The organism is Embleya hyalina (assembly GCF_003967355.1).
Classification (GTDB): domain Bacteria; phylum Actinomycetota; class Actinomycetes; order Streptomycetales; family Streptomycetaceae; genus Embleya; species Embleya hyalina.
Genome location: NZ_BIFH01000014.1, coordinates 90,911 through 110,646 on the forward strand (window position 1 = coordinate 90,911; position 19,736 = coordinate 110,646).

19 protein-coding genes are annotated in these 19,736 nt (G+C 72.1%); 12 read left to right on the forward strand and 7 right to left on the reverse strand.

The genetic code is table 11. The features are described from left to right. Nucleotides 1–34: 34 nt before the first annotated feature. Both EMA17_RS04785 and EMA17_RS04790 read left to right on the forward strand, forming a co-directional pair. Complete coding sequence (locus EMA17_RS04785; RefSeq protein WP_126635644.1) at nt 35–496, forward strand: prevent-host-death family protein; 462 nt, start codon at nt 35–37, stop codon at nt 494–496. Continuing rightward, entirely contained in the window at nt 493–849 is a 357-nt protein-coding gene (locus tag EMA17_RS04790; protein ID WP_126635645.1) for a hypothetical protein, read from the forward strand. The genes EMA17_RS04785 and EMA17_RS04790 overlap by 4 nt, the downstream gene beginning before the upstream one ends. Before the next feature lie 63 nt (nt 850–912). Here the strand turns inward: EMA17_RS04790 and EMA17_RS04795 are convergent, their stop codons facing one another. Next, nucleotides 913–2,127 (reverse strand): amidohydrolase family protein, encoded by a 1,215-nt coding sequence (locus tag EMA17_RS04795; RefSeq protein WP_126635646.1) that lies wholly within the window; start codon nt 2,125–2,127, stop codon nt 913–915. Between the two features lie 169 nt (nt 2,128–2,296). Here EMA17_RS04795 and EMA17_RS04800 point away from each other — a divergent pair, with 169 nt between their 5' ends. Next, a complete protein-coding gene (locus EMA17_RS04800; protein WP_160161320.1) occupies nt 2,297–3,205 on the forward strand; it encodes a LysR family transcriptional regulator in 909 nt (302 codons plus the stop codon). 103 nt (nt 3,206–3,308) lie between these two features. Here EMA17_RS04800 and EMA17_RS04805 read toward each other — a convergent pair whose 3' ends face one another. From EMA17_RS04805 to EMA17_RS04820, 4 genes are read right to left on the reverse strand one after another with little or no spacing between them, the layout of a single operon-like run. Beyond that, nucleotides 3,309–4,070, reverse strand: a complete 762-nt coding sequence (locus EMA17_RS04805; protein WP_126635648.1) for an AIM24 family protein — start codon at nt 4,068–4,070, stop codon at nt 3,309–3,311. Beyond that, nucleotides 4,067–4,714: an AIM24 family protein gene (locus tag EMA17_RS04810; RefSeq protein WP_126635649.1), complete on the reverse strand. Its 648-nt coding sequence runs from the start codon at nt 4,712–4,714 to the stop codon at nt 4,067–4,069. Before EMA17_RS04810 ends, EMA17_RS04805 begins: the two co-directional genes overlap by 4 nt. Further along, nucleotides 4,711–5,334, reverse strand: coding sequence for an AIM24 family protein (locus tag EMA17_RS04815; RefSeq protein ID WP_126636092.1), 624 nt, complete (start codon nt 5,332–5,334; stop codon nt 4,711–4,713). The genes EMA17_RS04810 and EMA17_RS04815 overlap by 4 nt, the downstream gene beginning before the upstream one ends. A 36-nt stretch (nt 5,335–5,370) precedes the next feature. Beyond that, entirely contained in the window at nt 5,371–6,429 is a 1,059-nt protein-coding gene (locus EMA17_RS04820; protein ID WP_126635650.1) for a slipin family protein, read from the reverse strand. 288 nt (nt 6,430–6,717) lie between these two features. On the opposite strand from EMA17_RS04820, the gene EMA17_RS04825 reads away from it, so the two are divergent. The 3 genes from EMA17_RS04825 to EMA17_RS04835 are packed head-to-tail and all read left to right on the forward strand — an operon-like array spanning nt 6,718 to nt 9,634. Next, the gene (locus tag EMA17_RS04825) at nt 6,718–7,578 is read left to right on the forward strand and encodes an AAA family ATPase (RefSeq protein WP_218042695.1); all 861 of its coding nucleotides are present in this window, start codon (nt 6,718–6,720) and stop codon (nt 7,576–7,578) included. A gap of 6 nt (nt 7,579–7,584) precedes the next feature. After that, nucleotides 7,585–8,967 (forward strand): vWA domain-containing protein, encoded by a 1,383-nt coding sequence (locus EMA17_RS04830; RefSeq protein WP_126635652.1) that lies wholly within the window; start codon nt 7,585–7,587, stop codon nt 8,965–8,967. Between the two features lie 4 nt (nt 8,968–8,971). Further along, nucleotides 8,972–9,634: a class I SAM-dependent methyltransferase gene (locus EMA17_RS04835; protein ID WP_126635653.1), complete on the forward strand. Its 663-nt coding sequence runs from the start codon at nt 8,972–8,974 to the stop codon at nt 9,632–9,634. Here the strand turns inward: EMA17_RS04835 and EMA17_RS04840 are convergent, their stop codons facing one another. Continuing rightward, complete coding sequence (locus EMA17_RS04840) at nt 9,635–10,102, reverse strand: YbaK/EbsC family protein (RefSeq protein WP_126635654.1); 468 nt, start codon at nt 10,100–10,102, stop codon at nt 9,635–9,637. 98 nt (nt 10,103–10,200) lie between these two features. On the opposite strand from EMA17_RS04840, the gene EMA17_RS04845 reads away from it, so the two are divergent. The 4 genes from EMA17_RS04845 to EMA17_RS04860 all read left to right on the forward strand — a co-directional run bounded on the left by EMA17_RS04845 (nt 10,201) and on the right by EMA17_RS04860 (nt 15,348). Further along, nucleotides 10,201–10,755, forward strand: coding sequence for an NADPH-dependent FMN reductase (locus EMA17_RS04845; RefSeq protein WP_126635655.1), 555 nt, complete (start codon nt 10,201–10,203; stop codon nt 10,753–10,755). 136 nt (nt 10,756–10,891) lie between these two features. Next, nucleotides 10,892–13,054 (forward strand): endonuclease/exonuclease/phosphatase family protein, encoded by a 2,163-nt coding sequence (locus EMA17_RS04850; protein ID WP_126635656.1) that lies wholly within the window; start codon nt 10,892–10,894, stop codon nt 13,052–13,054. 122 nt (nt 13,055–13,176) lie between these two features. Further along, on the forward strand, nt 13,177–14,604 hold the full coding sequence (locus EMA17_RS04855) for an MFS transporter (RefSeq protein WP_126635657.1): 1,428 nt from the start codon (nt 13,177–13,179) through the stop codon (nt 14,602–14,604). Between the two features lie 9 nt (nt 14,605–14,613). Further along, nucleotides 14,614–15,348, forward strand: a complete 735-nt coding sequence (locus EMA17_RS04860; protein ID WP_174861306.1) for an SMI1/KNR4 family protein — start codon at nt 14,614–14,616, stop codon at nt 15,346–15,348. Nucleotides 15,349–15,405: 57 nt separating this feature from the next. Here EMA17_RS04860 and EMA17_RS04865 read toward each other — a convergent pair whose 3' ends face one another. After that, complete coding sequence (locus EMA17_RS04865) at nt 15,406–17,268, reverse strand: LVIVD repeat-containing protein (protein WP_246126455.1); 1,863 nt, start codon at nt 17,266–17,268, stop codon at nt 15,406–15,408. Nucleotides 17,269–17,678: 410 nt separating this feature from the next. Between EMA17_RS04865 and EMA17_RS04870 the strand changes: the two genes are divergently transcribed. Both EMA17_RS04870 and EMA17_RS04875 read left to right on the forward strand, forming a co-directional pair. After that, entirely contained in the window at nt 17,679–18,626 is a 948-nt protein-coding gene (locus EMA17_RS04870; protein ID WP_126635658.1) for a LysR substrate-binding domain-containing protein, read from the forward strand. 100 nt (nt 18,627–18,726) lie between these two features. Beyond that, nucleotides 18,727–19,617 carry a hypothetical protein gene (locus tag EMA17_RS04875; RefSeq protein WP_126635659.1) on the forward strand — a complete coding sequence of 297 codons (891 nt, stop codon included), beginning with the start codon at nt 18,727–18,729 and terminating at the stop codon, nt 19,615–19,617. Nucleotides 19,618–19,736 lie beyond the last annotated feature (119 nt).

The window sequence follows — 19,736 nt, forward strand, 5'->3', positions numbered from 1 at the left end:
ACTTCGGAATATGTTCCGAAGTAACGTTGCCGGTATGTCCACCCCGACTGTGTCGTTCTCCGACTTGTCAAAGAACTCCAAGCGTGTTGCCGACACCGTCGAACAGGTTCAGCGCCTCCACGTCACGCGCCGGGATGGTGAGGACCTGTATCTCACCACCGAGCGGCACGACCGTGAGCGCGAGGAGACCGCCGACGTCACCGCGCGACTGTTCGCCGCCCTGATGGGCAGCGATGAAGGCGCGCGAGCCATTTTTCTGGCGCTGCCCTCGGTGTTCCCCTGGACGCGGCACCTCTCGGCCCAGGAGGTGCGAGAGTTCGCGGTCGACCTCGTGGACGCGACCCGCGACATCGTGGAGTTGGACATACATGCCAACCTTCATCGCGTGATCGTCGAGTGGCGGGCCACCGCCCGGATCCTCGCCGACCCGACCCTGGCCGAAGCCCTCACGCGACCCCTGCCGGGCGAGAACCACGGCGAGGTCATCGCCCCATGAGTCCGAAGCGCGGGGACGACGTCCCCCGCCCCCCCATCGGCACCGAATGGCGACTGCGGTTCGCCACCAGCGAGGCCGCAAAGGGCTGGAGCGACCTGTGTGCGGAAGCGCCGGGGAACACCCGTCGCTGCTTCGAAGCCCTGCGCGCCGCACCGCAGTCCACCGCCGAGCCGGATCGGCAACATCGCCTGCACGGGCGGCTGGGTGTCCGGACTCTGGGCGGCGACGCGTTTCCGCAATGGGAGTACGAGGTGACGGCAGGTGGGCGAGTGCGTTACCTCGTCGACGAGCCCCGGCGGACTGTGCATCTCGTGTATGCGAGTACTCGGCATCCGAAGGACACCGATACCTGAGTGACCGACTTCCGGCCGCCGGCCGCGTCCCGGGGGAGCGGGGGCGGCCGGCGGGGGGTGGGGTTACCTGGTGATGCCGAAGCGTTCGAGGCCGAAGGCCTTGATGGCGTTGGTGCGGAAGAGTTTGTCGCATTCGGCCTGGGTGAGGCCGGCCTTGGTGGCGATGTCGAGGGCGACCTTGTGGGTGTTGGGGAAGGTCGAGTCGGCGTGCGGGTAGTCGACCTCGAAGCAGATCTGGTCGATGCCGATCACGTCGCGGTTTCGCAGGCCGATCTCGTCGTCGAAGATGCAGCCGTAGATCCGGTCCTTGATGTACGAGCTGGGCTTTTGGGTGAGCGAGGAGCCGAACGCGTTGTCGTCGCGCTCCTCCCACAGCTTGTCCGCGCGCTCCATGACGTAGGGCATCCAGCCGACCTGGCCCTCGGCGTAGGCGATCTTCATCTTCGGGAAGCGGTCGAAGACGCCGGAGAAGATGTAGTCGACCATCGAGCCCATGGCGTTTTGGAACGTCAGCACCGAGGAGACGATGAACGGCGCGTCGGGGGAGGTGGAGGGCATCTTCGAGGACGAGCCGATGTGCATGCACACGATCGTGTCCGTCTCCTCGCAGGCGCGGAAGAACGGGTCCCAGAACCGGTCCTTGGAGTGCACCGACGGCAGACCGAGCGGGACCGGGTTCTCCGAGAAGGCGACCGCGAAGGAGCCCTTGGCGGCGCAGCGGCGGACCTCGGCCGCGGCCAGGTTCGCGTCCCACAGCGGGATGATCGTCATCGGCAGCAGGCGGCCCTTGCCGTCGCCCGCGCACCACTCGTCGATCATCCAGTCGTTGTACGCCTGCACGCACAGCAGCGCGAGCTCCTTGTCCTCGCGCTCGTAGAACGCCTGGCCGCAAAAGCGCGGCAGGATGTTCGGGAAGCACAGCGAGGCGTCGACGTGGTTGGCGTCCATGTCCTTGAGGCGCTCGGACTGGATCCACGCGCCCGGCCGGATGTCGTCGAAGGTGACCGGCGTCACGTCGAGCGTGTCGAAGCCGACCGCGGCGGAGAGCTTGGGGAACGGGTAGACCAGGTCGTCGTACAGCCACCAGTCGCACCACTCGCCGTCCTCGACGCCGCGCTCGTACGAGAAGACGCCGCCGATGAAGTTGAACTTCGCCTTGTCGCGCACGACGCGCGGGCCGCGGTCCTTGTACTTGGCGGGCAGGCGCGAGGTCCACAGGTCCGGCGGCTCCACCACGTGGTCGTCCACGGAGATGATGCGCGGGATCTCGAGCGTCATGACCTGCTCCTTAGTGCGACTTCGGTGCGATTGCGATGTGGCTCGGGTGTGACCGTGGCGCGATCGTGGTGCGATGCGGCCCCGTGCTCCCCAGGAAACATGCTGACGGGGCGTCAGCCAAGCCCCTGTTGTTGCTAACGTTATGCCGACACGGCATAGGTGGGATTCCATGGAACTGCGCGACCTGAGATGTTTCCTGGCGGTCGCCGAGGAGCGGCACTTCGGCCGGGCCGCGGCCCGGTTGTACCTGTCCCAACCGATGGTGAGCAAGGCCGTACGCCGGCTGGAGCAGCAACTCGGCACCCGGCTCGTGGACCGCTCGTCGCTGCCGGTGGCGCTCACCCCGCTCGGCGAGGTGTTCCGCGGTCGGCTCGACGAGTCGTTGCGGGTGCTCGACGACGCGTGCGCGGAGGTACGGCGGCGGGCCACCTGGGACGCCGGGCAGGTGCGTGTGGGATATACCTCCGGCCTCGGCCCCTCGCTCGTGTCGGCCGCGATCTCCGCGCTGCACATCCGGCATCCGGCGCTGCGCGTGCAGTGGACCAGCGAGCCGACCGCGCGCCAGGTGGCCGACGTGCGCGAGGGTGTGCTCGACGCGGGCCTGGGCTGGCTGCCGGACCTGGGCTCCGGCTTCGAGTCGGCCCGGGTCGGCACATTCGCCTTCGTCGCGCTGTTCCCGCAGGAGCACCCCTTCGCCGAACGGCGCTCGGTGGACCTGACCGAGTTGGTCGGCTGTGGCGAGCCGATCGTGGTGTGGCCGCGCCAACCGCATCCGCGGCTGTACGCGCGCGTCTCGGAGGCGCTGCGGCGCTCGGGCGCGACCGACATCGTCGAGGCGTACGGCAGTGTGGACGACGTGATCGCGCGCGTCGTGGACCGCCAGGGGATCGGCCTGTCGCCGCGCGGCTGGGCCCGGCAGCGGCCGGTGCGCGGGGTGGTCCAGGTCCCGCTGACGGGGGCGCCGGACGTCGCGGTGACCGCCTTCTGGCGCGCCGACACCGACCACGAGGGCGTCGACGTGCTGGTGGAACTGCTGCGCGAGGTGGCGGCGGACAGCGACCTGGCCGACCAGCTGTAGGGCACCCGCACCGGCCGAGAGGCAAAGGTATTGGCGAGACCCTCCACCGTCCCCAGTGAAGGGCCTCGCCGAGTCAACGGTCCGGACCCGCCGTCGGTTCCCGCTACTGCAACAACCGGCCCAACCGCCCCGGCAGATTCGGCAGCCCCGGGATGTTCTGCGCCCCGGGCGGCTGGTTCTGCTGCGCGGTCTGCGCCGGGATCAGGTTCGGGTCGATGGAGATCTCCGAGGACTGCATCAGCACCGTGCCGGTCCCGACGAAGTCGTACTGGTGCTCCTCGCCCGACGCGCCGCCGAGCCCGGTCAGCCGCCGGGCCATGCCGAGCGCCCCGCGCATGTACTTGGTGTCGAAGTGGTGGCACGGCGTCGGACAGTCGGCCCAGCCCAGCAGCGCCTCCGGGTCCACCCGGATCGGTGGTTCGACGAAGTGCACCGCGCCGTTGGACGCGGCGACGAACTTGCCGGTCCCGATCAGCGTGACGAACCCGGGCACGATCGACTGCTTGAGGTCCAGACCGGGCTGGAACGCGAGCAGGTTGGCCGCCCGGATGGTCAGGTTGCCCACTTCCAGGTCGTACGAGTTGACGTCGAACCCGCGATCGGCGAGCAGCAGTTGTCCCTTGCCCTGCGCGACGATCCAGTCCTGGATGTACAGCGGCGAGTTGAAGTTGGCGGTGACCAGCCGGTCCAGCGCGCCCACGCCCAGCGCCTCGAACTTGATCCGCCCGTAGTAGGCGATCATCTTGCCCTTCTGCACGAACCACTCGCCGTCGAGCGCCACGCAGAAGGAGTAGGGGTTGACGTTGTCGTCCTGCGGCAGCGAGCGCGCGTCGTACACGGTCGCGCCGGAACCAAGGCCGCTCACAACTTCTCCTCGCTCGCCTGGACGTAGACCGTGCCGGTGCCGGACAGTTCCAACTGGAACGCCTCGCCCGAGCCGCGCCCGATCACGTCGCGCCAGCCGACGTTGGCGCCGATCCGGTTGTCGAGTTGCCCCCGGTGCGCGATGTACGCCTGCGGGTCGACGTGGATCGACCGGCCCGGCTGGACCGGCAGCTCGATCACCCCGCCGTGCGCGAGCACCGCGCACCAGCCGCGCCCGGTCAGCGTGGTGGTGAACAGGCCCTGGCCGGTCACCTGGCCGCGGATCATCCCGCGCACGCCGCCCTGCGAGCCCATGAACATCGTGCCCTGTTGGAGGCTGTCCTCGAACACCATCAGCCGGTCGGCCTCGATGTGCAGGGTGTCGCCGGTGATCTCGATCAGGTGCACGTGTCGGCCCGCGTAGCCGAACATCACCCGGCCGTCGCCCTCGGCCTTCATCAGCGGTACCGATTCGCCGGCCAGACGCCGACCGATCATCCCGCCGACGCCCTGCGCTCCGGTGCTGGTCGGGGTGAAGGAGACCTCGCCCCGGTAGGCCAACATCGCGCCGCGCAGGCAGTACAGCGTCTGCCCGGGCCGGACGGTGGCCTCGATCATCTTGGAGTTGAGCTGGTCGAACGTCACGTCTGCCCCCCGATGGTCTGCCGCTCGGTGGGCTGTACGTACACCAACCCGTCGCCCTCGAAGCGCAACTGCACGCTCTCGCCGGATCCCTCGCCGATGAACGTGCGCCAGTTCACGTCCTTGACGAACTCCTTGCGGAGCTGCCCGGTGTGCGCCACGTACGCCCCGGGGTCGACGGACAGCGGCTCACCCTGCGACACCCGCAGTACGATCGCCGGCCCGTCGGAGGTCACCGCGACCGTGCCCTGACCCGAGACGGTCGTGGTGAACAGGCCCTGCCCGCTGGTCGCGCCGTGCAGCCCGGTGAACTCGGTACCGGTACGCAGGCTCTGCTCGACCGCGAGCAGGTTGCTCGACTCCACATGCAACGTCTCGCCGGTCAGGTGCACGAGGTTGATCTCGGTGGCCCGGTCCGCGAACCAGCACGTGCCCTCGCCGCTCACCTCCATGAGGGTCATGCCCTCACCGGTGAGCCGGCGGGTCACCATCCCGCGCAGCCCCTCACCCCCACCGGACAGTCGTTTGAACGTCATTCGTCCGTCGTAGGCGATCATCGTCCCGTTCCGGGCCTTGACCGCCTCTCCGCCCAAGCCCACCGCGAGAACTCGCGTGCCCTGCATCACAAAGTTCGCCACGGTCGGGAAGTTAGCAGTGCTTCAGCCCTGGTCGGGGGGTGGAAACCCCTCATCTTGCCGGGGCTTTACCGGCGGCACGATCGGTGGCGCGGTGGGCGGCGGCGGAACCCGGGGCGCGGGCGGCATCGGCGGCACGGCCGGGATCTCCGACGGCACCGGTCGATCCTCGTCCCCCGGGGCCGAGGCCGAGGCCGCGACCGCCGCGGCCCGCTCGTCGGCGGAACCGTCCTCGACCCCGTCCGCGACCCGCGCCGCGGCCTGAGCGACCGCCTTCACCGCGGCTCGCGCCACCGCCGGATCACCCGACTCCGGCCCACCCCCGCCGTTCGGGAAGTTCTCGAAGAAGCGCAACATCTCGACCGGGAACGGCATCACCAGCGTCGAGTTCTTCTCGGCGGCCACCTCGACCACGGTCTGGAGCAGGCGCAACTGCAACGCGGCGGGCGAATTGGACATCTCGTCGGCCGCCGCCGCGAGCTTCTTGGACGCCTGGAACTCGCCGTCGGCGGTGATGATCCGCGACCGCCGCTCGCGCTCCGCCTCGGCCTGGCGCGACATCGAACGCTTCATCGACTCCGGCAGTTGTACGTCCTTGAGCTCGACCCGGTCGATCTCGATGCCCCAGCCCACCGCCGGGCTGTCGATCATCAACGCCAGGCCGCGGTGCAGTTCCTCGCGGTTGGAGAGCAGGTCGTCCAGATCGCTCTTGCCGATGATCGAGCGCAGCGAGGTCGAGGCCACCTGCTCGATGGCGAACACGTGGTTCTGCACCTCGACGATGGCCCGCGCGGGGTCGTGCACCCGGAAGTAGACGACCGCGTCCACCCGCACCGTCACGTTGTCCCGGGTGATGCCCTCCTGCGCCGGGATGGGCATCGTGACGATCTGGATGTTGACCTTCCGCATCCGGTCGAAGAACGGGACGATCACGTGGAATCCGGGCTGACGGACCCGCTGCCTGACCCGGCCGAGCCGGAACACCACCCCGCGTTCGTACTGCTGCACCACCCGCGCGCCCTTGGCCACCACGATCAGCATGGCGATCGCGAATCCGATGACGACTCCCACCGCTGTGTCCATGTCTCGATGCTAGGAACCCGGCGTCCGAAAGGGACCGGGGAACTCCCTACGTACGCGCGGAAAGGCGTCAAGAATCGGTCATGTGACGATGCGTCGGCCAACCCGCCGAAGGGTCGGCGCGCCGACGTCCGCCGACGCCCGCCCGGGACCCGGCCCGCCGCCGCCCCGGCTCCGCTCGTATCGTGCCGACCCGGCCCTCTTGTAGCTTGAGGGCGCAGCCGACGGCAGACCCGGCCGGCGCGACGACCGGCCGCGATCGCCCCGCGAGGAGAGTGCACCACGATGACGATGTTCGCCTCGCCCGAGGACGCCCGCACCCGGCTCGGCGCGGTCGACTACCTGACCGACCCCGGCATCGCCACCGCCGTCTTCCTGGCCGACGCGCTGGGCAAACCGCTGCTGATCGAGGGACCGGCGGGGGTGGGCAAGACCGAGTTGGCCAAGGCGGTCGCGGCGGCCACGTCCTCGGCGCTGATCCGACTCCAGTGCTACGAGGGCCTGGACGAGTCCCGGGCCCTGTACGAGTGGGACTACCGCAAACAACTCCTGCGCATCCAGGCCGGGGTGGACGGCTGGGACGAGGCGCGCGCCGGCATCTTCGCCGAGGAGTTCCTGCTCGCCCGCCCGCTGCTCACCGCGATCCGCCGGGACGAGCCCACCGTGCTGCTGATCGACGAGACCGACAAGGCCGACGTCGAGGTCGAGGGGCTGCTCCTGGAGGTGCTGTCCGACTTCCAGGTCACCATCCCCGAACTGGGCACCATCACCGCCTCGCGGCGCCCGTTCGTGGTGCTCACCTCCAACGCCACGCGCGAGCTGAGCGAGGCGCTGAAGCGCCGCTGCCTCTACCTCTACATCGACTACCCGACGCCGGAGCGCGAGCGCGACATCGTGCTCACCCGGGTGCCCGGGATCCGCGCGCACCTGGCCGAACAGGTGGTGCGCACCGTCGCGTCGCTGCGCGCACTCGAACTCAAGAAGGCGCCGTCGATCGCGGAGAGCCTGGACTGGGCCCACACGCTGCTCGCCCTCGAGGCCGACGACCTGGACGAGGAGACCATCGCGCGCACCCTCGGGGTCGTGCTCAAGCACGTCGCCGACCACACGCGGGCCGCGAAGGAACTCGGCCTGCCCGGCCTCGGCGGCTGACCGCCGATGTCGCTCCTGGATCGACACACCGGATTCGTCCGGGCACTGCGGCACGGCGGGCTGCCGGTGTCGCTCGCCGAAGGGCTCGACGCCGCACGCGCGTTGACCGTGCTCGACCTCGCCGACCGCGAGACGCTGCGGGCCGCCTACGCCGCCGCGCTGGTCAAACGGCACACCCATCGGCCGGTCTTCGACACCCTCTTCGAGCTGTGGTTCCCGCTCGGGGTGAGCCCGGAGGAGGCACCGGAACCGCCCGAGGAGACGCCGGCCGAAAGCGCCCCCGCTCCGGACGCCGCCGACGCCGAGGCCTTCCGCGACCGGCTGCGCGAACTCCTGCTCACCGACGACGAGATCGCGCTGCGCGCGCTGGCCCGCGAGGCGGTCGGCCGGTTCGCCGGCTTCGAGGGCGCGTCGGGATCCTCGTGGTCCGCACAGCTGGTCGGCCGGGCGCTCGACCCGAAGACGCTGATGGCCGGCCTGCTGCGCGCGGTGCTGGGTGGGCGACTGCCCGGCGGGGTCGCCGAACGCAACGCCCGGCGGATGATCCAGGCCCGGGTGGACCGGCTGAACGCCCACATCCTGGCCGACGTACGCCGCCGACTCGCCGAGGAACGCGGCATCGAACGGGTCGCCGAGACGGCGGTGCGGCCCGCCGTGGAGAACCTGGACATCCTGCGCGCGAGCCGGGCCGACCTGGTGGCGCTGCGCCGCGAGGTGCAGCCCCTCGCGCAGCGCCTGGCCACCCGGCTGACCATCCGGCAACGCGCGGGCCGCAGCGGCCGATTGGACTTCCGTCGGACGGTGCGCGCGTCGTTGTCCACCGGCGGCGTGCCGCTGACCACCCGACACCGGCCGCGCCGACCGCACAAGCCCGAGCTGGTGGTGCTGTGCGATGCCAGCGAATCGGTCGCCTCGTTCGCCCACTTCACCCTGCTGCTCGCCTACGCGCTGCGTGAACAGTTCGCCCGGGTACGGGTGTTCGCGTTCATCGACACGCTGGACGAGGTGACCCGGTTCTTCGAACGGCCCGGCGGCGACGTGGGCGAGGCGATGCGCCGGCTGACCGCCGAGGCGAACCTGGTGCGGCTGAGCGGACACAGCGACTACGGGCACGCCTTCAAGGTCTTCGTCGAGCACTACGGCGACGTGATCGGCCCCAAGACCTCCCTCCTGATCCTGGGCGACGCCCGCAACAACTACCAGGACCCGGCCCTGGCCGCGCTGGAGACGATGGTCGCCCCGGCCCGACACGCCTGGTGGCTCAACCCGGAGCCGGAGCGGGACTGGGACACCGGAGACTCGATCGCCGGCGTGTACGGCCGCCACATCCCACTGATCGAGTGCCGCAACCTGACCCAACTGGGGCGATTCGTAGGGGAGTTGGCCTGATCACATGGACGCGCACCGGATCGCCGTGGAGTTTTGGGACGAGGCCTACGCGAAGGGGATGTACGCCGACGCCGAACCCGACGCGTTCGTGGCGCGGATCCTGGAGGTGGCGGCACCGGGCGTCTCGGGTGTGGAGATCGGGTGTGGCAACGGGCGGAACCTGATTCCGCTGCGGCGCGGTGGGCCGGACCTGCTCGGGGTCGATCCGTCCCGGATCGCGCTGGAGCGACTGGCCCTGCGGGAACCGGGGACGCCGGTGCTGCACGGCACCCAGGACGACCTGCCCCCGGGGCGGCGATACGACATCGTGGTCGGCATCCAGGTGCACCAGCACGGCACCCGCGCCGCCGCCCGGGACATGCTGCGCGGTTCGCTGGAACGGGTGTCCCCCGGCGGCCTGTTCGCGCTGCGCACCGCCTCCGCCGCGACGGAGGCGGTCGAGGCGCACGAGGTCCTGGACGAACACGCCGACGGGGGTCGGACCTTCCGCTACCTGGAGGGTTTCAAGGCGGGGCTCGTCGTGCACTATTACGGCCGGGCCGAACTGGAGGAGCTGTTGGCCGACTTCGAGCCGGTCCTGGCCCTGCGCGCCGAATACGGCCCGCGACTCGACCCGCCGGCGGGCCGCTGGGCCCACTGGGAGACGATCGTGCGCCGGCCCCGCTGATCACGCCTCGACGTCCGCCGCCCGCCCGCCCGTCATCCGCAGCAGTTCCGCGTACGTCGTCGGATACATGTGGTTGTGGTCACCCGCACCGGCCCAGACCACCTCGTGCTTGTCCAGCCACGTGTCGATCAGCGTGCGGATCGGGTTCGGGTGACCCACCGGGGCCACCCCGCCGACCTCCTGGCCGGTCGCGGCGAGCACGAACTCCGGGTCGGCGCGCCGCACCTTGCGAACGCCCAGCAGTCGGGCCACCACGCGGGTGTCGACCCGATGCGCCCCGCTGGTGACCACCAGAAGCGGTTGGTCGTCGGCGGAAAAGATCAGGCTGTTGGCGATCGCGCCCACCTCGCAGCCCAGTACCTCCGCGGCGGCCGCCGCGGTCGGCACCGTCTCGGCGAAGGTGTGGATCCCACCCGTGGCACCGAGCGCGCGCAGCGCCTCGGCGACGTTCTCGACCGGCGTGTTCATGGGGCGAGGTTAACGCCGGCGCGCCGCGACCACGGCACCGATGCCGCCGACCGGCGGCATCGGGCGGCGAAGTCCGCGCGGTGCTACCTTGACCGGCCATGACAGCGAATCGTCGGGTGCTCGTGATCAGTGGGTCGCTTCGTGCGGAGTCCACCAACTCCGCGGTGGTGCGGACCGCTTCCGTCGTCGCGCCGGAGGGGGTCGACGCCGTCGTCTTCGCCGGCCTCGCCGAGTTGCCGCACTTCAACCCCGACGACGACCACGAGCCGTTGCCGCCGGCCGTCCTCGCGCTGCGCGCCGCGATCGAGGGCGCCGACGCGGTGCTGTTCTCCACCCCCGAGTACGCCGGCGCGCTGCCCGGCTCGTTCAAGAACCTGCTCGACTGGACCGTCGGCGGTGTCGAGACCAGCGACAAGCCGGTCGGCTGGATCAACGCCTCGACCAACCCCGGCGGCGCGGCCAACGCGCACGAGTCGCTGCGCACGGTGCTCGGGTACACCGGGGCCGACGTGGTCGACGCGGCCTGCGTACGTCTGGGCGTGGCCCGTACCGGCATCGACCCCGACGGCCTGATCGCCGACCCCGAGGTGCGCGAGGGCATCGCCGCCGTGCTGACCGAACTGGCCGAGGCGGCCCGGCTCACCCGGGCCTGAGCGCGCCCGGGCAACCGACCGTCGCGTCACCGACCCCGCCCGCACGCGCCGTCGATCGATCGTCGAGAGTCCCCTCCCGAGCGTGATTCGCCGCTCTATGCTGACCCCGCCATCGAGACGGGGGTTGCGCGTGCCGATGATCGTGATCGCTCTGGGAATCGTCTTCACGGTCGACATCCTGCGGGTGTGGCTACCGTCGCTGATCACCGTGTACGGAGACGCCGGGTCGACCCCCGCGGCCCAATCGGGCCTGTTCGCCGTCGCCTGGTTCGCGGCCGCCTTCGCGGTGGTGCCGCTGTGTCGCCGGGTCGGCGGTCGGCCGGTCGCGGTCGTGGCCGGCGTCGCCATGGTGATGTCGCGGCTGTGGGTGCAGTTCACCGACGGCGGCGACCGGCAGCTCTACCTCACCTGCCTGGCCCTGGTCGCCGCGCTGTGCTGGCTGGTCGCGGTCGCGCACACCGGATGGGACGCCGGCGTCGGGGTGCCGGCCGGTCTCGCCGCGGCGGTGGCGCTGCACGCCGGGCTCGGCACGCTCGACCCGATGTGGCTGGAGGTCTGGCGCGGCTGGGCCGTACTGGGCGTCCTCGCCGTGTTGTTCGTGGCCGGCCAGGTGTGGATCCAGGCGCCCACCACGCCCGTGCCCGCGCCGGTGTTGTGGGCCGTGTTCGGTCCCGTGTTGTTCCTGACCGGTGTGGTGTTCGGCAACGTCGGCGTCGGGCACGCGGCGGCCGGCGAACCCCGTTGGGGCGTACCGGTCCTGGTCGCCGCCTGGGCGCTCGCGGTGCCCGTGTCGCGGCTGCGCGGCGTCTGGGTGCTGCCCGTCGGCCTGGCGGCGGTCGTGGCGGGCGTGATCGGCGCGGGCTACCTGGAGACGAGCGCGCACGACGGGATCGTCGGCCTGGCCCCGACCGGCGCGGCGGCGTGGCAGGCGGTGGGCGTGCTGGGCCTGGGCCTGGTCCTGGGCGACGCCGCCGGTCGAATACGCGCCGAGGTGCGGTGGGCGCCGGCCTGGGGCATGCTCGGCTTCCTCGCGTCGACCTTCCTCCACTACGCCCGCTACGACATCGAGATCGGCGTCCTGGCCCGCGGCCGGGTGCTGCTCCTGGGCGTGGTGGCGATCGCGGTCGTCGCGGGTACGGCGGCGATCCGCGACCTGCGCGCGCCCGCGCCGGCCGAGCCCGAGACCCCGCCCGCACCGGCCCGCGCCCAAACCCGAGGCCAAGCCCATGCCCCCGCCCGAACCCATGGGCGTACCGTCGCACACACCGCCGGATCGGGCGGCCCCCGATCCGACGTCCCGCTCGGCGCCCGCACCCGCGCCGGCCGCCCGCCGCGGCGCCCCGGCCGCAAACCCGGCACCCGCCCCGGCGGCAGGCCCACCGCCGGCCGCGCCACCGGCCGCCCGGGCGCACCCACCCCGCCCGGCACCACCACCCGCAAACCGGACCGCGCCGCACCCCCGCCCTCCCCGGCCGAGCGGGCCGAACGCCCGCACCTCCCGCTCGCCCTCGCCACCGTGTTTCCGGTGCTGCTCGCGCTGGCCGCCTTCGGCCTGCGCCCGGGCCCGGGGACGGCACCGGTGCCGGACGCGGCGGCCGGGACGCTGCGGGTCGTCACCTACAACATCCGGATGGGCTACGGCCTCGACGGTCGGTTCGACCCGGACCGCACGGCGGCCACGATCCGGGCCCTGCGCCCGGACGTACTGCTGCTCAACGAGGTGGACCGGGCCTGGTTCCTCAACGGCGGCCACGACGTGCTGACCCTGCTCGCCCGGCGGCTCGACCTGCCCTACCGCTTCGCGCCGGCGGCCGACCCGCAGTGGGGCGACGCGGTGCTCACCCGCAAGCCGATCCGACACCTGGAGTCGATCGAGCTCCCCGCCGGCGGCGCGCCCACCGGTGCCCAGGCGCTGGGCGTGGTGGTCGAGGCGGCGCCCGGCAAGCGGCTCGGGTTCGTGGCCACCCACCTCCAGGACGCGGACGACGAGGTGCCGCAGCGGCAGGCGGACCGCGCCGCCGCGTTCGCGACCGGCCTGGCCGAGCGCGAGGCGGTGCCGGTGACCGTGCTCGGCGACCTGAACGCCGGCCCGGACAGCCCGCAGGTGCGGGCATTCACCGCGCGCGGGTTGGTGGACGGCCTGGCCCGCGTACGGCCGGTGCGCACCTATCCCGCGGACCGGCCCCGGCGCGAGATCGACCAGGTGCTCGTCGACCCGAGGCTGCGGGTGCTCGCCGTGGACGCGCCCCCGTCGAAGGCGTCCGATCACCTGCCCGTCGCGGTGACGCTGGGCTACTGACCCTCCCGGCCGGCCGGGGTCACCCGGGCGGCGGCCTTGGCTCCGGGGGATGTGGGCATCGTCCCCCGGATGGTCGCCGACGGGGTGGCCGTGCCGGAGCGGCCGAGAAGGGGCGTGGGAGCGTGACGCACGATGCGCCCGACCCGCATCGGTGGCAGGCGCTCGGGGTCTGTCTGATCGCGGGGTTCATCACCCTCCTCGACGTGTCGATCGTCAACGTCGCGTTGCCGTCGATCCGGGCGGGCCTGGGCGCGTCGGAGAGCGAGGTGCAGTGGGTGCTGTCCGGCTACGCGCTGACCTTCGGCCTCGTCCTGGTGCCGGCCGGCCGGATCGGCGACGCGCGCGGGCGCCGGATGATGTTCATGACCGGCCTGGCCCTGTTCACCGCCGCCAGCGCGCTGTGCGGCGCCGCGCAGACGTCGTTGTGGCTGGTGCTGGCCCGACTGCTCCAGGGCGTCGCGGGCGGCATCCTCACCCCGCAGGTGTCCGCGCTCATCCAGCAGATGTTCGCCGGCCACGAACGCGGGCGCGCGTTCGGCATGTTCGGCACGGTGATCGGCATCTCCACGGCGGTCGGCCCGCTTCTGGGCGGCCTGATCATCAAGGCGGCCGGCGCGGAGGAGGGCTGGCGCTGGGTGTTCTACGTCAACCTCCCGATCGGCGTGCTGGCCCTCGTGCTGGCCCGGCGGCTGCTGCCGGGACCGGACCACGAGAACCGGGCCTGCCTGCGCGACCTGGACCCGGTCGGGGTGCTCCTGCTCGGCTCCGGCGTGTTGCTGTTGCTGCTGCCGCTGGTCGAGGAGCGCCAGTGGCAGGGCTCGACCAAGTGGCTCCTGATCCCGATCGCGGCGGTGTTGCTGGCGGTGTTCGTGCGCTGGGAGATCCACCAGACCCGGGTCGGCCGCAATCCGGTGGTCGACCTGGCCCTGTTCCGGGTCCGGTCGTACACGCTCGGGTTGTTGGTGATGCTGTTCTACTTCGCCGGATTCACCTCGATCTTCTTCGTCTTCACCCTCTTCCTCCAGTCCGGCCTCGGGTACAGCGCGCTGCTCGCGGGACTCGCGATCACCCCGTTCGCGGTCGGTTCCGCGGTCGGCGCCTGGCTCGGCGGGCACCTGGTGAACCGGTACGGGCTCGCGCTGGTGACCGGCGGGCTGCTGATGGTCGCGGTCGGTCTGGGCGGGGCGATCGTGGGGGTGTACGAGGTGCCCGGGCGCGACGTCGGCTGGATCCTGGCGGCGCCGCTGGCGTTCGCGGGGCTGGGCAGCGGGCTGGTGATCTCGCCCAACCAGACGCTGACCCTGGCCCGGGTGCCGCCGGCGCAGGGCGGCAGCGCGGGCGGGGTGTTGCAGACCGGGCAGCGGATCGGTTCGGCGATGGGCATCGCGGCGGTCGGGTCGATCTTCTTCTCCCGGCTGGCCGCCGACCAGGGCCGGGACTGGGCCGGGCCGCTGCGCCACGGCCTGGTGGTGTCGGTGGCGTTCGTGCTCGCCGCGTTCGTCGTCGCGGTGGTGGATCTGCACCGGGGACGGGTGCCCGGGACCCGGTAGCGTCCGGCCGTGACCTTCGACATCCACGCGGCACTGCCCGCCGCGCTCGCCGATCGGGCCGGGGCCTGGGAGTTCGTTCGCGCCTTCGCCGCGGACCGCGCCCGGGCGATCGGGCCCGCCGACGGGTACACCCCGGCGGAACTGGACGCGAGCGCGGCGCGATTGGGCGTCCCGCTGCCGGCCGCGCTCCGCGAGCTGTACGAACTCCTGGGCCGGCGGGCGGACCTGACGAGCAATCACGACGTGCTGCTGCCGCCCGACAAGCTCTACCTGGAGGACGGCCTGCTGGTCTTCCGCGAGGAGAACCAGGGTGTGGCGTGGTGGGGCGTGCGGCCGGACGGCGACGACCCCGAGGTGCTGGTGAGTTTCGGTACGGCCGAGCCGGTCGAGGAGCCGTGGAGCGCGTGGCTGCGCCGGTTCTCGCTCGCGGCCGTCGAGATCGTGCTGTCCGAGACGCTGCTGTTCGACGACGACCTGGTCGAGGCGGTCGAGCTCGACGCGGGCGACCTCGACCTGCTTCCCGAGGCGATGCGGGAGTTGGCCTTTCCCGGCTACCCCGAGGGCGAGTCGGCCGGGAACCGGATCCGCTGGTTCGCCGGTCACGACCTGCTCGGCCGTCACGACGGCGCGATGATCGTCTTCCGCGCCCGGACCGAGGACGACCTGGAGGCCTTCTTCGACACGGTCTGCGGCCCGGACGAGGATGACGACGACGAGGACGAGCCGGACGACCGCACCGGTTGAGCCGGTCCGGCCGCCCGGCGTCCCCGGGCGCGGACGCCGAGCGGCCGAACCCGCGGCTCAGAACCCGCTGTTGCGGAACGGCTCCTTCGGCCGGCCCAGGTTCGGCTTGCCCAGCACGTCCTTCGCGGACAGCGCGTAGATGCCGTGATTGGTCAGCACCCACACCACGTTGCGGTCCCACTCGACGTAGACGCCGTGCGTCTGGTTGCCCATCGCCCACTCCGGGAACGTGCCGTCCTCGGTCGGCCAGTCCCGGGTCCCGGTGCCGAACGCCTTGGGCACGAAGTACGCCTCGATCTCCGGCCGGGCGGGGTTCTTCACGTCGAAGACCTGGGCGCCCGCGTTGTAGAAGCCGTACACGAGCGTGCCGTCGTCGTGCCGGCCGGGGTTGGTGTAGTAGCCGGTGCGCTTGGGCCCGAAGCTGCCCCGGCGCTGGCAATAGTCGGTGATCCCGGCCGACTTCGGCGGGGTCGGCCGCGGCAGTTGCCCGACGATCCGGGGGTTGGCCGGGTCCCGCGCGTCGATCTGGTAGATCGGCTTGTACGGCTCGTAGCAGTCCTCGGTCAGCGGATAGCCGGAGACGTAGATCATCCCGGTGCGCCGGAACTGCGACACGTCGATGTTGTCGCCCTCGGTGCCCGCCACCGACGGCGGCAGGTCCAGGTGCCCCACCTGGCGCATCCGGGCCGGGTCGGAGATGTCCAGGACGGTCATGCCCAGGCCGCCCTGCACGGCGAAGCCGTACCGACCGCCGTGCTCCACCGGTGTGGGCACGAACAGCGACATCCGCGCGCCCAGCCAGCTGGTCCGGTTCCCGCAGCGCGGATTGCGCGCGTACGCCTCGTCCTCGCCGGTGACCTGCCCGGGCAGGTGCCAGGTGTCCAGCAGCCTCGGCGCGCTCGGGTCGGACATGTCGTAGGACTGGTAGCCGGCCGAGTGCAGGTTGGTCGGGTACTCGGTGTTGGCGTACGTGTCGTTCGGCGCGACCGCGATGAACATGTACCGGCCGCCGTCCCAGTACGGCACGTCCAGCGAACCGGAGCCCTGCTGCGGCCGGTTCGGGTCGCTGTGCAGCGGGTCCGGCTGGGTCGAGTCGGTGCTGACGGTCGAGATCAGCTGCCAGTCGGCCTTGCGGGGACCGTTGAGGCGATACACCTTGAAGCCCTTGAGTCCGGGCTTGGCGCGCAACTTCGCGACACCCTCGGGGTTGCCGTACTTGTCCTTGCCCGGCTCGTCGCCGAGTTCGGTGATCTGGCGCTTGTCCTCGAAGGACTGCACCATCACGTAGGCGCGCAGCCGGTCGTTCCACTGGATCGTGGACGCGCCCCAGTAGTCCCCGGCCGCCCAGGTCCCGTTGGCCTTCAGCTCGTCACCGCCGACGTCCTCCCTGGACATCTTCTCCACCACCGTGACGTGCTTGACGTCGGTGATGTCGTAGACGCGGCCCTCGGAGCGGTCGTACTGGAACATGTAGCGGCGGCCGTCGAAGTCGACGATGTTCTGCCAGGTGTGGAAGAAGTCGGGGGTGAAGTCGTAGCCCTCGTAGGCGGCTTCGACGGTCATGTTCTTCACGTACTGCCTGCCGTCGTACTCGGCGCGGCGGCCCGGGAAGGGGTGCGGGTTCTCCTCGTCGAGCGGGGTCGACGCCGGGGCCAGGAACGAACCGTCGAGCTGCATGCCGTACGCGTTCGGATCGGCCGCCCGCGGGCGGCGCTCCTGGCAGACGAGCGGGATGTTCGGATCGGTCCCGGCGGTGCCCGCGGCGGTCGCGGCGCGGGTCGGGGAGTCGGCGGCGGGGGCGGCGGCGCGTGGGGCGCCCGCGGAGGTGCAGGCGATGAGCGCCACCAGGGCGGCCACCGCCGGCACGATCGGTCTGCCGTATCTGCCGGTGCCGTTGCGGAGGAGGGGAGTGCGGCGCATCTGACGAACCTTCCGACCGGGACGATGACGGGGAAGTACACGACCGGCGGCGACGGCGCCGGGCGGGGACGCGGCACACGCCTTCGTGGGGCACGACACGAACGGAATCCCCGATCGCACCGTCGGCCCGTGACCTCCTCGCCGGCGACCGGTCCATCCGGCGAGGGGCACATTCGGCGAGTGGTCCGACCCGGCGGCTCCGGAAGCTCCGATGCCGCCGCGCGTCGATCCGCCCGGGGCCGCTCGCGCGCTCGTGCGGCCACGGCGACCGCTCGTCAAGAAGCCGTCGCCACGTGCATGATGGCTGCGCCGGTGCATGTCCATCCAATGCCGATCCGGCGCCATGGCATCACCAAACAGGTATGCGTCCTGTCGGGGGGACGCAGCACCGGACCGGTACGGGAGCCCGCGTGGACCTGCTCGACGGACGGCTGAAGTTTCGCCACCTGACCCTGATCACGGCGATCGCCGAGCACGGGGGAGTCAGCCGCGCGGCCGAGGCGTTGCACCTGACCCAGCCCGCCGCCACCCGCACGCTGCGCGAGCTGGAGACGATGGTCGGCGTGCCGCTGTTCGAGCGCGGCCCGCACGGGATGAGCGCGACCCTGTACGGCACCGCCCTGGTCGCCCACGCGCGGGCGATCCTGGCCGAGGTGCGGCGGGCCGGCGACCACCTCGCGAGCCTGCGCGAGGGGCAGACCGGCACGGTCACCGTCGGCACCCTCCTCGCCGGGACCAGCGTGCTGCTGCCGCGTGCGGTGTCCGCGCTCAAGCGGGAGCGGCCCGGGATCACCGTGATCGTCCGCGAGGCCACCCACGACGTGCTGCACCCGCAGCTGCTCGCCGGCGAGATCGACGTCGTGGTGGGCCGGTTGGGCCCGGCCGCGGACGCCGGGCGGGTCCGGCGGACCGCGCTGTACCGCGAGCCGATCCGGCTGGTGGTCCGCCGCGGCCACCCGCTCCTGGACAGCGCGCGCGAGCTGGCCGACACGATCGCGCACCCGTGGATCCTGCCGCTCGAACAGACGGCGCTGCGCAGCGAGTTGGCCCAGCTGTTCCTGCGCAACGGGCTGGCGCTGCCGGCCGACCGGGTGGAGTGCACCTCGATCCTGACCGTGCGAGCGCTGCTGCTCGGCACCGACATGATCGCCGCGCTGCCCGAACTCGTGGTCATCGGCGACGACCGCCTCGCGGTGTTGCCGGTGCCGCTGGAGTCGGTGCGCCGCACGGTGGGCACCACCCTCCTCGCGGACCGGCCGCCGACCCCCGCCGTGGGCGCCTTCCTCGCCTGCATCGGCGAGGAGGCGACGGCGTTGCGGGCCGCGCTCGGCGAGCAGGCGGCGCTCGATCCGGACTGACGCGCCCGCCCCGTACCACCGCACGCCCTGTTCAAGCGGTTTCGCGCGGGAGCACCATGCCACCTCGACGACCGCGCGGGACCGCGCCCAGGGGGCCATCGTGCCGAACGATCCGCTCAGCCTCACCTCGCCGCCACGGCTGCTGCTCGTGCTCAACGGCCCCCGGGGGGTCGGCAAGCGTACGGTGGCCGCCGCCGTCGCCCGGCACCTGCGCGGCGCCACGGTGTTCGACCCCGACGCGGTGGGGGTTCCCGAGCCGGTGGGCGTCCCCCACACGGCGGGCGCTTCGGGCACGCCGGCGGCCCTCGGCCCCGACCACGAGCGCCGCGACGGCGCCGCCCGCTCGGAGGCTCCCGGACACCGGCCGCGATCCGCCGCCGGGACGAACACCCCGACGCCGTGGGCCGACCACCGGGCGTCCGGGACGAACCACCACGTCCCCGGCCCGGGCGCCCCCGAGCACCGCATGCCCGCCCACTGGCGGAACCTGGTCGCGGACGCCGCCGAGGCGCTGCACACACGCCGGCCCGGGCCGATCCTGATGCCCGCCACCCTCCTCGACCGCACGCACTGCGAGCACCTGCTGGACCTGCTGGTGGCCCGCGGCTTCGACGTCCGACACGTCACGCTGCACCTGGACCACCGCGACCGCCGGGCCCGGATCGGCGACGACGACGCGACGGCGTCCGGTCGCGCCGCCCGCCGCGCGCGACTCGGCCGTACGCGGCGCTACGAGCGGGCCAGGCCCTGGCTGCACGCGGCGACGCTGGTCGTGGATACCACCGCCGCCTCGCCGGACACGATCGCGATCGGCCTCGCCGAGGCGGCGCTGAACGGATCGTTGCCGGTACACCGACCCGGTGCGGATCGGCCCGACTCCGCCCCGACCCGGATCGACCGGACCGCGCCCGCGGGGGTGTACCGGGCCGGCGTCCGCAACACCCCGGTCCGCGTCGGCCGTACCCCGAACGGTCGGCGCCGCAGCAGATAGCCCCGCCGCGCAGGGGCGGGGGCCCGCCATACCCGATCACACCCCGGCTGTCCATGGGGTCCGGCCCCCGGGAGGGGGAGGGCGAGATGCCCCCGCATCCGGGGGCCGACCGGCTCGTT

What these genes read in the sequence shown, in the direction of transcription:
- EMA17_RS04795 (WP_126635646.1), bottom strand. Translation starts at nt 2,127, where the DNA reads ATGACGCTCGAGATCCCGCGCATCATCTCCGTGGACGACCACGTGGTG.
- EMA17_RS04865 (WP_246126455.1), bottom strand. Translation starts at nt 17,268, where the DNA reads ATGCGCCGCACTCCCCTCCTCCGCAACGGCACCGGCAGATACGGCAGA.
- EMA17_RS04830 (WP_126635652.1), top strand. Translation starts at nt 7,585, where the DNA reads ATGTCGCTCCTGGATCGACACACCGGATTCGTCCGGGCACTGCGGCAC.
- EMA17_RS04835 (WP_126635653.1), top strand. Translation starts at nt 8,972, where the DNA reads ATGGACGCGCACCGGATCGCCGTGGAGTTTTGGGACGAGGCCTACGCG.
- EMA17_RS04790 (WP_126635645.1), top strand. Translation starts at nt 493, where the DNA reads ATGAGTCCGAAGCGCGGGGACGACGTCCCCCGCCCCCCCATCGGCACC.
- EMA17_RS04800 (WP_160161320.1), top strand. Translation starts at nt 2,297, where the DNA reads ATGGAACTGCGCGACCTGAGATGTTTCCTGGCGGTCGCCGAGGAGCGG.
- EMA17_RS04825 (WP_218042695.1), top strand. Translation starts at nt 6,718, where the DNA reads ATGTTCGCCTCGCCCGAGGACGCCCGCACCCGGCTCGGCGCGGTCGAC.
- EMA17_RS04840 (WP_126635654.1), bottom strand. Translation starts at nt 10,102, where the DNA reads ATGAACACGCCGGTCGAGAACGTCGCCGAGGCGCTGCGCGCGCTCGGT.
- EMA17_RS04850 (WP_126635656.1), top strand. Translation starts at nt 10,892, where the DNA reads ATGATCGTGATCGCTCTGGGAATCGTCTTCACGGTCGACATCCTGCGG.
- EMA17_RS04845 (WP_126635655.1), top strand. Translation starts at nt 10,201, where the DNA reads ATGACAGCGAATCGTCGGGTGCTCGTGATCAGTGGGTCGCTTCGTGCG.
- EMA17_RS04785 (WP_126635644.1), top strand. Translation starts at nt 35, where the DNA reads ATGTCCACCCCGACTGTGTCGTTCTCCGACTTGTCAAAGAACTCCAAG.
- EMA17_RS04815 (WP_126636092.1), bottom strand. Translation starts at nt 5,334, where the DNA reads ATGCAGGGCACGCGAGTTCTCGCGGTGGGCTTGGGCGGAGAGGCGGTC.
- EMA17_RS04820 (WP_126635650.1), bottom strand. Translation starts at nt 6,429, where the DNA reads ATGGACACAGCGGTGGGAGTCGTCATCGGATTCGCGATCGCCATGCTG.